General features: G+C 69.9%; 10 protein-coding genes. 3 read left to right on the top strand and 7 right to left on the bottom strand.

What is annotated here, in order from left to right; translation table 11 throughout:
- A partial coding sequence (locus VLJ82_RS00205) for a helix-hairpin-helix domain-containing protein (RefSeq protein WP_408661306.1) occupies positions 1-157 on the top strand: 157 nt, incomplete at its 5' end.
- Here the strand turns inward: VLJ82_RS00205 and VLJ82_RS00200 are convergent.
- Genes VLJ82_RS00200 through VLJ82_RS00190 form a run of 3 tightly spaced genes read right to left on the bottom strand, consistent with a single transcriptional unit; the run spans position 148 to position 2,845 of the window.
- A complete protein-coding gene (locus VLJ82_RS00200; protein WP_408661305.1) occupies positions 148-765 on the bottom strand; it encodes an NADPH-dependent F420 reductase in 618 nt (205 codons plus the stop codon). The genes VLJ82_RS00205 and VLJ82_RS00200 overlap by 10 nt on opposite strands.
- 50 nt (positions 766-815) lie before the next feature.
- Positions 816-1,373, bottom strand: a complete 558-nt coding sequence (locus VLJ82_RS00195) for a cysteine hydrolase family protein (protein WP_408661304.1) — start codon at positions 1,371-1,373, stop codon at positions 816-818.
- Positions 1,370-2,845 carry a purine-cytosine permease family protein gene (locus VLJ82_RS00190; RefSeq protein ID WP_408661303.1) on the bottom strand — a complete coding sequence of 492 codons (1,476 nt, stop codon included), beginning with the start codon at positions 2,843-2,845 and terminating at the stop codon, positions 1,370-1,372. The genes VLJ82_RS00195 and VLJ82_RS00190 overlap by 4 nt, the downstream gene beginning before the upstream one ends.
- 149 nt (positions 2,846-2,994) lie before the next feature.
- Here VLJ82_RS00190 and VLJ82_RS00185 point away from each other — a divergent pair, with 149 nt between their 5' ends.
- A complete protein-coding gene (locus VLJ82_RS00185; RefSeq protein ID WP_408661302.1) occupies positions 2,995-3,885 on the top strand; it encodes an A/G-specific adenine glycosylase in 891 nt (296 codons plus the stop codon).
- A 194-nt stretch (positions 3,886-4,079) separates the two neighbouring features.
- Here VLJ82_RS00185 and VLJ82_RS00180 read toward each other — a convergent pair whose 3' ends face one another.
- From VLJ82_RS00180 to lysS, 3 genes are all read right to left on the bottom strand, one after another.
- On the bottom strand, positions 4,080-6,590 hold the full coding sequence (locus VLJ82_RS00180) for an ATP-dependent Clp protease ATP-binding subunit (protein ID WP_408661301.1): 2,511 nt from the start codon (positions 6,588-6,590) through the stop codon (positions 4,080-4,082).
- Between the two features lie 625 nt (positions 6,591-7,215).
- Positions 7,216-7,563 (bottom strand): histone-like nucleoid-structuring protein Lsr2, encoded by a 348-nt coding sequence (locus VLJ82_RS00175; protein WP_408661300.1) that lies wholly within the window; start codon positions 7,561-7,563, stop codon positions 7,216-7,218.
- A 160-nt stretch (positions 7,564-7,723) separates the two neighbouring features.
- The gene (lysS, locus tag VLJ82_RS00170) at positions 7,724-9,226 is read right to left on the bottom strand and encodes a lysine--tRNA ligase (protein WP_408661299.1); all 1,503 of its coding nucleotides are present in this window, start codon (positions 9,224-9,226) and stop codon (positions 7,724-7,726) included.
- 81 nt (positions 9,227-9,307) lie between these two features.
- Between lysS and VLJ82_RS00165 the strand changes: the two genes are divergently transcribed.
- On the top strand, positions 9,308-10,108 hold the full coding sequence (locus VLJ82_RS00165) for a class I SAM-dependent methyltransferase (RefSeq protein WP_408661298.1): 801 nt from the start codon (positions 9,308-9,310) through the stop codon (positions 10,106-10,108).
- Positions 10,109-10,155: 47 nt separating this feature from the next.
- On the opposite strand, the gene VLJ82_RS00160 is transcribed toward VLJ82_RS00165, so the two are convergent.
- On the bottom strand, positions 10,156-10,535 hold a 380-nt coding region (locus VLJ82_RS00160; RefSeq protein WP_408661297.1), incomplete at its 5' end, for a type III pantothenate kinase.

The raw sequence follows: 10,535 nt of genomic DNA, 5'->3' as shown, positions 1-10,535 counted from the left end.
CCGGATCGTGGAGCACTTCGGCGGCCTGCAGAAGGTGCTGGCCGCCTCCGTCGACGAGCTGCAGGAGGTCGAGGGGGTCGGCGACGCCCGGGCCCGCTCGATCCGCGAGGCCCTCTCCCGGCTGGCCGAGTCCTCGATCATCGAGCGCTACACCTGAGCGTCCGGCTCCTTCTGCAGCACCCGTAGTGCCACCCGCCGGTTGCCGCCGTTGGCCTGCACCAGCGCGAACCACAGCGGCAGCACCCCGTCCACCACGTCCTGCTTGCCCTCGCCGAGGTAGGCCGGCCGGAGCCCGACCGCGGTGATCAGCTCCTCGACGGCCGCCCGGTCGTCGGCCGGGCAGGAGAAGAACAGGTCCGCCGGCACGCCGTCGAAGACCGGCTGGGCGAAGTTCTCCCACCCGAGGGTGTTGAACGCCCGGACGTAGCGGGCGGTCGGGGCCGCCTGGCTCAGCCGGGCGGCGGCGTTGGCCACCGGCGCGCCGATCCGGTTGGTCGCATCGATCACCAGCCGGCCGGCGAGCGCGCCGGCGTGCTCGGCGAGGAAGCCATCCAGCGCAGCTGCCGGCACCGCCAGCAGCACCACCTCGGCGTCGGCGAGCGCCGTGGCCAGGTCGCTGACCTGCGGATCGTCGGCCGACGGCTGCGGATGCCGGGAGCCGAACCGCACCTGATGGCCGGCCCGGGCGAAGGCCGCCCCCAGCGTGCTGCCGATGTTCCCGGTTCCGATGACTGCGATGCGCACGCCAGGCTCCTTCCTCTCGATGCTCCGGCCGGTCGTCGCCCGAATCCAGCACCGGTCCGGTCCGGTCCGGTCTATTCCGGCCGATCCGGCACGGCCGGCCGATCCGGTGCGACCAGCCGGTCCACCGTGGTCAGCTCCACCAGCGGCGCGTACAGCGCCATGATCGCCAGCGCTCGCTCGTGGTTCTCGTCGGTGGAACCCGCGCAGGCGTCGGTGACCACGCGCACCCGCACCCCCGCGTCGGCGGCGGCCAGCACCGTGGAGATCACGCAGCAGTCGGTGGTCACGCCGGCCACCACCAGCTCGGCGCCGGCCCGGGCCGCGAGCTCGGCACCCCACTTGCCGAAGGTGGGCATGGCCAGCGCGGGCCGGCCCGCGAACCGGTCCACCAGGGCGTACAGCGGCGCGTCGGGCGGCTGCCGGGCGAAGGGCCACTGCCGGTAGTACTCCTGCCAGGCACCGGCCGGGGAGTCCGGAGCGACGAACCGGGTGAAGGTGACAGCCGGCTGGTACGCCGCGACCAGCCGCTCGACCGGGTCCAGCAACTCGCCGAAGCGGGGCGTGTACCAGGGCGAGGCCGGGTCGGCGAACACCTGCTGGAGATCGATGACCACCAGGTGAGCACTCACCCCGGCATCGACTCCTGGCGCCTGATCGGCCCGCGGTCGGCAACCGCGGTCACCACGAAGCCGATCAGCAGGGCCAGCAGCACGCCGAGGTTGGCATACGCCCATTCGCCGGTCTTGCCACCGAGCCCGAACGGCTCGAGCAGGTAGCCCTGCCAGCTCAACCAGCTTGCATAGTTATTGGTGACCAGGCCCCAGCCGAGTGCCGTGCCGAGCAGGATGCACAGCATCGGCACCGGGCGCACACTGCCGTACCGGCCGCGTGGATCGAACAGGTCCGGCTCGGCGTAGTCGCGCCGGCGCAGCAGGATGTCGGCCAGCATCACCCCGCACCAGGCCGCCACCGGCACCCCGAGGGTGATCAGGAAGCCCTGGAACTGCAGGAAGAAGTTGTCGGCGAAGAACACCACGTAGATGGACCCCGCCACCATGATCACGCCGTCGAGGAACGCCGCGGCGGGCCAGGGCACCCGCAGCCCGGCGGTCAGCAGGGCCAGGCCCGAGGAGTAGATGTCCAGCACTGCGCCGCCCACCAGGCCCAGCACCACCACGATCAGGAACGGCACCAGGGCCCAGGTGTCCAGCTCGCCGGCCAGCGCCCCGATCGGGTCGGCCCCGATGGCCGAGCTCAGCTCATCGGACGAGCCGGCCAGCAGCAGCCCGAACACCAGCAGCACCATCGGCGCGATCGCCCCGCCGAAGGCCGTCCAGCCGATCACGCCCCGGCTGCTCGCACGGCGCGGCAGGTAGCGGGAGTAGTCCGCCGCCATGACCACCCAGCCCAGCCCGAAGCCGGTCAGGAACAGCACGAAGCAGCCGAGGACCTGCTGCGTCGAGCCGGCCGGCGCCGCCGACACCGTGCTCCAGTGGATCTTGTCGAGCACCAGCACGATGTAGACCACGGTGAGCACCCCGGTGACGACCGTGATGACGGCCTGCATCCGCATGATCAGGTCGAAGCCCATCACCCCGCCGGCGATGATCAGCGCGGCGACCACGACCAGCGCGATCACCTTGGTGGGGGTGCCGGCACTCCAGCCCAGCCGGTCGAACACGGTGGCGGTGGCCAGGGTGGCCAGGATGGTCAGCACCGTCTCCCAGCCCACGTTGACCAGCCAGGCCACCAGCGTCGGCAGGGTGTTGCCGCGCACCCCGAACGGTGCCCGGCTGAGCACCATGGTCGGTGCCGAGCCGCGCTTGCCGGCCAGCGCGATGAAGCCGCACAGCAGGAAGGACAGCGCGATGCCGAGCAGGCCGGCGATCAGCGCCTGCCAGAACGAGACGCCGAAGCTGAGCCCGAACGAGCCGTAGCTCAGCGCGAACACCGAGATGTTGGCGCCGAACCACGGCCAGAAGAGCTGCCGTGGCACACCCTTGCGCTCGGCATCGGAGATCACGTTGATGCCGTTCGTCTCGACCTGCAGCGGCCGGTAGTCCTCGGCCTGCCCGGTCTCCGTCCTGCCAGTAGCCACCATGGGGCACACCTTGGCCCTTGGCACCGACAGAATCAACCAACTCGCCGCGATCGGCCGCCTGCCTGTGGATATCCGACTCCCGGGCGACCGGCCCACCGGCGGCCGTGCGGGCTTCGCCGGCCGGAGCGGGCCATGCCAGGATGGCGGGGATGTCAGCCAGCACCGCTCCCGTCGACGCCTTCGCCGCCGAGCTCTCTACCTGGTTCGCCGGGTGCGCCCGGGACCTGCCGTGGCGCCGTCCGGGCACCTCGCCGTGGGCGGTGCTGGTCAGCGAGGTGATGCTGCAGCAGACCCCGGTGGCCCGGGTACTGCCGGCCTACCGCAACTGGCTGGAGCGCTGGCCGGGCCCGGCGGAGCTGGCCGCCGACTCCCCCGGCGAGGCGGTGCGGATGTGGGGCAAGCTCGGCTACCCGCGCCGGGCGCTGCGCCTGCATGCCTGCGCCTCGGCGATCGTGGCCCGGCACGGCGGCCGGGTGCCGGCGGGCCTTGCCGACCTGCTGGCGCTGCCCGGGGTCGGCGAGTACACCGCGCGGGCGGTGCAGGCCTTCGCGTTCGGCCTCCGGGCCGCGGTGGTGGACGTCAATGTGCGCCGGGTACTGGCCCGCGCGATCGGTGGCCAGGGCCAGCCGGGGCTGCCCTCGACCGGCCGGGACCTGGCGGCCATGGAGGCCGTGCTGCCCGCCGACGCCCCCGCCGCGGCGCTGTTCTGCGCGGCCATGATGGAGCTCGGCGCGGTGCTGTGCACGGCCGGCGTGCCGTCCTGCGCGTCCTGCCCGGTCCGGGACCGGTGTGCCTGGCGGCTGGCCGGCTACCCGCCGTACCAGGGCCCGGTGGCTCGGCCGCAACGGTTCACCGGCACCGACCGGCAGGTGCGCGGCCTGCTGCTCGACGTGCTGCGCGGCCGTCCCGACCCGGTGCCCGGCCCGGCGCTGGACGTGGTCTGGCCCGACGCCGACCAGCGCCGTCGCGCCCTGGACGCCCTGGTGGCCGACGGCCTGGTGGACCCGCTGCCGGACGGCCGGTACGCGCTGCCGTCCTGACCGGTTTGGGTGCGCCAGGACGAAGCAGTCCGGGAAGGCTCGTCGGCTCGCGAGGGTTTCGTATCCGATTCGTACGCCTGGGCGGCCAATCCGGATACGAAACCGGACGGACCGGCATGCCCACACCGGGGCGGCGGCATGCGAAAGCCCCGGCCCTGAGAACAGGACCGGGGCTTCGCACAGGCTGCGAGGAGCTACTCGACGGTGCCGACCGCCTCGGTGGGCGGCACGTCCGGCACCACCAGCTCGGCCTTGGACTCGCCGCGGAAGGTGAACTGCTCCTTGCCGTCGTCGTCCAGCTGGGTGTCGACCACCACGATCTGACCGCTGCTCAGCTCGCCGAAGAGGATCTTCTCCGACAGGCTGTCCTCGATCTCGCGCTGGATGGTCCGACGCAGCGGCCGGGCACCGAGCACCGGGTCGTAGCCACGCTTGGCCAGCAGCGCCTTCGCCGACGCGGTCAGCTCCAGGGCCATGTCCTTGTTGCGCAGCTGGGCGTCGACCCGCGAGGTCATCAGGTCGACGATCTCGACGATCTCCTCCTCGGTCAGCTGGTGGAAGACCACGATGTCGTCGATCCGGTTGAGGAACTCGGGCCGGAAGTGCTGCTTGAGCTCGTCGTTGACCTTCTGCTTCATCCGCTCGTAGTTCGAACCGGTGTCGTTGGCCCCGGCGAAGCCCAGGCTGCCGACGGACTTGGACGCGTCCTTGGTACCGAGGTTGGTGGTCAGGATCAGGACGGTGTTCTTGAAGTCCACGATCCGGCCCTGGCCGTCGGTGAGCCGGCCGTCCTCCAGCACCTGCAGCAGCGTGTTGAACACGTCCGGGTGGGCCTTCTCGACCTCGTCGAAGAGCACCACCGAGAACGGCTTGCGCCGCACCTTCTCGGTGAGCTGGCCACCCTCGTCGTAGCCGACGTAGCCGGGGGGCGCCCCGACCAGCCGGGAGACGGTGTAGCGGTCGTGGAACTCCGACATGTCCAGCTGGATGAGGGCGTCGGCGTCGCCGAACAGGAACTCCGCCAGGGTCTTGGCGAGCTCGGTCTTACCGACCCCGGACGGGCCGGCGAAGATGAACGAGCCACCGGGACGCTTCGGGTCCTTCAGGCCGGCCCGGGTACGCCGGATCGCCTGAGACACCGCGCGGATGGCGTCGTGCTGCCCGATCACCCGGCGGTGCAGCTCGTCCTCCATCCGCAGCAGCCGGGCGGTTTCCTCCTCGGTCAGTTTGAACACCGGGATGCCGGTCCAGTTGGCCAGCACCTCGGCGATCTGCTCGTCGTCGACCTCGGCGACCACGTCGAGGTCACCGGCCTTCCACTCGCGCTCGCGCTGCGCCTTGTCGTTGAGGAGGTTCTTCTCCTTGTCACGCAGGGCGGCGGCCTTCTCGAAGTCCTGCGCGTCGATGGCGGACTCCTTGTCGCGGCGGACGTCGGCGATCCGGTCGTCGAACTCGCGCAGGTCCGGCGGCGCGGTCATCCGGCGGATTCGCATCCGGGAACCGGCCTCGTCGATCAGGTCGATGGCCTTGTCCGGCAGGAACCGGTCGGAGATGTAGCGGTCGGCCAGGCCCGCCGCGGCCACCAGCGCCGAATCGGTGATGGAGACCCGGTGGTGCGCCTCGTAGCGGTCCCGCAGGCCCTTGAGGATCTCGATGGTGTGGGCCACCGAGGGCTCGCCGACCTGCACCGGCTGGAACCGGCGCTCCAGGGCGGCGTCCTTCTCCAGGTGCTTGCGGTACTCGTCCAGGGTGGTGGCACCGATGGTCTGCAGCTCGCCGCGGGCCAGCATCGGCTTGAGGATGGAGGCCGCGTCGATGGCGCCCTCGGCCGCACCGGCACCGACCAGGGTGTGGATCTCGTCGATGAACATGATGATGTCGCCGCGGGTGCGGATCTCCTTGAGCACCTTCTTCAGGCGCTCCTCGAAGTCACCGCGGTAGCGGGAACCGGCCACCAGGGAACCGAGGTCCAGGGTGTAGAGCTGCTTGTCCTTCAGCGTCTCGGGCACCTCGCCGCGGACGATGGCCTGCGCCAGGCCCTCGACCACCGCGGTCTTGCCGACGCCGGGCTCGCCGATCAGCACCGGGTTGTTCTTGGTGCGCCGCGACAGCACCTGCATCAGGCGCTCGATCTCCTTCTCGCGGCCGATCACCGGGTCGAGCTTGCCCTCCCGGGCGTTCTGGGTGAGGTTGCGGCCGAACTGGTCGAGCACTAGCGAGGTGGACGGGGCGCCCTCGCTCGCGGTACCGCCGGCCGGTTCCTTGGACTGGTAGCCGTTGAGCAGTTGGATGACCTGCTGGCGGACCCGGTTGAGGTCGGCGCCGAGCTTGACCAGCACCTGGGCGGCCACGCCCTCGCCCTCGCGGATCAGGCCCAGCAGGATGTGCTCGGTGCCGATGTAGTTGTGGCCGAGCTGCAGCGCCTCGCGCAGCGAGAGCTCCAGCACCTTCTTGGCCCGGGGGGTGAACGGTATATGCCCGGACGGGGCCTGCTGGCCCTGCCCGATGATCTCTTCGACCTGCTGGCGGACCGCCTCGAGAGAGATGCCGAGTGACTCCATGGCCTTGGCCGCGACACCCTCGCCCTCGTGGATCAGGCCAAGCAGGATGTGCTCGGTACCGATGTAGTTGTGGTTGAGCATCCGGGCCTCTTCCTGGGCCAGGACGACAACCCGACGGGCTCGGTCGGTGAACCTTTCAAACATCTCGCTCTCCTTACCGCTCGGCGGGCTCACTTGGCTGAACCGCCGCGCAGGCCTTCGACTCTAGTCGTCGCCACGACCTGGGGTCGTACTCCAATCCCCGCATCTGCTATCAGCGAACGCCACTGTCAGCCTACGCCGATTTAACGAAGTCATCGGCCAGATGCACCGTGAAACCCAGGGTCGCATCCCCAGGTGGGTCATAACAGCGATCGGGACATCTTTATGCCAGGAGCGCAAGATGGCGGAAGACGGGTAACAGTCCGCATACGGAGGCCGCGCCAGCCGGGAGAGATAGGCCGAGGCCGAGAGCCGGCCGGGCGGAGAGCCGGCGGGCCGGGATCCGGCCGGGCCGAGAGCCGGGGGCCGGGATCCGGCCAGGCCAAGAGGCGGTGGGACGAAAGGACTCCGCCCGGCCGAGAGAAGCCCGGGCGGAGGAAAGAGAGGTGTCGAGATCGGATGGGCATCGGGCCGGGCGGCATCCACGCGCCCGTGCCGATGTGGCTACCGGCTGGGCGACCTATCAGGTGCCCCCACCGGCCGCGGCGCCGCCGGCCCAGCCGGGCGGCGCCGTACGGCTCCGGCTGGGGGCGGAAGCCCCGCTCGCCGGCCGGTGGGTGCGCAGGTGTCAGTGCGCGGAGTTGTACGCCTCGAAGATGCTGGCCGGGATGCGGCCGCGCTCGGAAACCTTGTGCCCGTTCTTGCGCGCCCATTCCCGAATTGCCTGGGTCTGCTCGCGGTCGATACGGGCGCTGCCCCGGGCCGGCTTGCCCGGCGTCGCGGCCCGCGACGGGGTGGCCCGCGAGGCGCGGCGGGCGTGACCAACAAATGGCGCCAAAACTTCACGCAATTTATTAGCATTCTCGGATGAGAGGTCGATCTCGTACCCAGAACCGTCGAGACCGAATGTGACCGTCTCGGTGGCAGTTCCACCATCTAGGTCATCGACGAGTAGAACCTGGATCTTCTGGGCCATGGGAGTTCCAATCTGATCAGTGCCGACGGAGGCCAATATATGTGCCCGGGCTCCATTAAAGCATCAGTTGTTCGCTGATGAGATATTGAAACACCACTGAGATGTGAACAACTCGCCGGGCAGGTGTGACTCGCAACGCACTAACGCGAGCCGGCAGCCCTTACAGCGGCTTGAGAAGCGGGAAAAGTATGGTTTCTCTAATTCTGCTGCCGGTCAGCATAGCGATCAACCGATCGATGCCCAGACCCATTCCCCCGGTCGGTGGCATACCGTATTCAAGTGCCTGCAAGAAGTCCTCGTCCAGCTCCATAGCATCCGGATCCCCATCTGCGGCAGCCAGGGATTGCTCAATCAGCACCCGGCGTTGTTCGACGGGGTCGGCCAATTCGGAGTAGGCCGGCGCGATCTCGACCCCGCCGATAACCAGATCCCACGCTTCGGCGAGCCGGGGGTCCGACCGGTGCTGCCGGGCCAGTGGCCGGACCGAGCGGGGATAGTCGCAGACGAAGGTCGGTTGAATTAGTGTGTGTTCCACCAGCTTTTCGTATAACTCGAGCACTATCTCCCCAGCGCCCCACTCCGGCTTGAGAGCGACATTTCGCGAAGCCGCCAGCTGGGCCAGCCGACAGGCCTCGGTGTCGGGGGTAAGCGATTCGTCGAGGGCGGCGGAGACTAGATCATAGATTGATGCCCAGCGCCACTCCGTAACGAGATTGATATCTTCGCCGTCCAGCGAGCGAGGAGTTTCCACACCCACCGCCATAGCGGCATCCAGAATGATCGCCCGGGTCCACTCCGCCACCGACTTGTAATCGCCGTAAGCCTCGTACGCCTCGAGCATGGTGAATTCCGCAGAATGGGTGGAGTCGATGCCTTCGTTGCGGAAGGTCTTGCCAATTTCGAAAACACGTTCGATTCCACCCACTACCGCGCGCTTGAGATATAACTCGAGCGCGATTCGCAGCGACATGGGCTGATCGAATGCATTGAGGTGGGTGTGAAATGGCCGGGCGGCCGCCCCACCGTGCACCAGCTGCAGGACGGGCGTCTCGACCTCGACGAATCCGCGCTGGTGGAGCGTGCTGCGGATGGAGGCCAGCACCTGGGCCCGCACCATCACCATCCGGCGCGCGTCCGGCCGCACGATCAGGTCGACATAGCGCTGCCGGACCCTGGTCTCCTCGCTCATCGGCTTGTGGGCCACCGGCAGCGGGCGCAGCGCCTTCGCAGTCATCCGCCAGGCATCGGCGAGCACCGAGAGCTCGCCCCGGCGGGAGGAGATGACCTCACCGGTCACGAAGACCTGGTCACCGAGGTCGACATCGGCCTTCCAGGCCGCCAGCGCCGGCTCTCCGGTCCGGTCGGCCGAGAGCATCACCTGCAGTTCCACACCACCCTCACGCAGGGTCGCGAAGCACAGCTTGCCGGTATTGCGGACGAAGATGACCCGCCCGGTCACCCCGACCAGCTGGCCGGTCTCGGCGCCGGCCGCCAGGTCCGGATAGGCCTGCCGCACCGCGGCCAGCGTGTGGGTGCGCGGCACCGTCACCGGGAACGGCGCCCGGTCCGGGTCCGTCATCAACCGGTCGTACTTCGCACGCCGGATCCGGACCTGTTCGGGCAGATCGTCGTTGGTGTCGGCGGCGGTGCTGGAGTCTGTCACCGTTTCACCCTATCGGCGCACGAAAGCCGGCTCAGCGCCGGCGACCGCCGGGGCCGCGCCGTCCCGGCTAAGGTCGCACGCATGACCGACCGCCGGCGGAGCTCCTGTGACGGTGACCCGCCAGGATCAGCCGGAACGCGCCAGGACGTGCGGCACGCGGTGTTCGCCCGGTCCTTCGGCGCCCAGGCCGCCCGCTACGACCGGACCCGGCCGTCCTATCCGGCTGCGGCGCTGGACCTGGTGCTGGCCAGCGGTACCCACCGGCGGATCCTCGACATCGGCGCCGGCACCGGCAAGCTGACGGCCGCCCTCCTCGGCCGCGGCGCCGAGGTGGTGGCTGTCGACCCCGACCCGCAGATGCTGGCCGTGCTGGCCGCCCGGCTGCCCCAGGTGCGGCCGGTGGCGGGCGCCGCCGAGCGCATCCCGCTGCGGGACGGGGTGATCGACGCGATCGTGGCGGGCCAGGCCTTCCACTGGTTCCGGCGTCCGGACGCCGAGCACGAGCTTGCGCGGGTGCTACGGCCCGGTGGCGTTCTCGGCCTGTTCTGGAACCTTCCCGATCGCGGCGTGGAATGGGTGCGCGCGCTCTACTGGGCTACCGGAAAGCCCGAGCTGCCATGGTCGGAGCAGTTCGACCAGCTCGACGGCGCCCTGTTCACCGAGCTGGAGCAGGCGTCGGTGCGCTCGGAGCACCTGCTGCCCGGGCCGGACGGCCTGCGCGAGCTGGTACACACCTGGAGCTGGGTGAGCACCCGCAGCAAGGCCGAGCAGGACGCCATCGACGACCGGATACGCATCCTGACCACCCAGTACGCCGAGCTGCAGGCGCCGACGGTGGCGTTACCGCTGCGCACCCAGGTGCTCTGGCAGCACCGGCGCTGAGCGCCAGCCCCTGCCGGGCACCCCCGACCGGCCCGCAGCCCGAGGCCTCAGGTGTTGCGTTCGAAGATCAGCCGGAGCCCCAGCAGGGTGAGGTCGGGCTCGTGCCGGCGCAGCGTCTCGGCATGCTCGACCACCAGCGAGGCCAGGCCTCCGGTGGCGATCACCTCGACCGAGTCCGGCGCGTCCGGCGCCAGGCTCGCCGCGATCCGCCGGACCAGGCCGTCCACCTGGCCGGCGAAGCCGTAGAGGATGCCTGACTGCAGCGCTTCGACGGTGTTCTTGCCGATCGGGGACCGTGGCGCGATCAGCTCGACCTTGCGCAGCTGGGCGGCTCGGGCCGCCAGGGCGTCCAGGGAGATCTCGATACCCGGGGCCAGCGCGCCGCCCAGGAACTCACCCCTGCCGCTGACCACGTCGAAGTTCGTGG

The organism is Jatrophihabitans sp., from assembly GCF_035474675.1.
Classification (GTDB): domain Bacteria; phylum Actinomycetota; class Actinomycetes; order Mycobacteriales; family Jatrophihabitantaceae; genus Jatrophihabitans_A.
The sequence above is the reverse complement of the archived record's forward strand: the minus strand, read 5'-3'. Positions and strand labels throughout refer to the sequence as shown.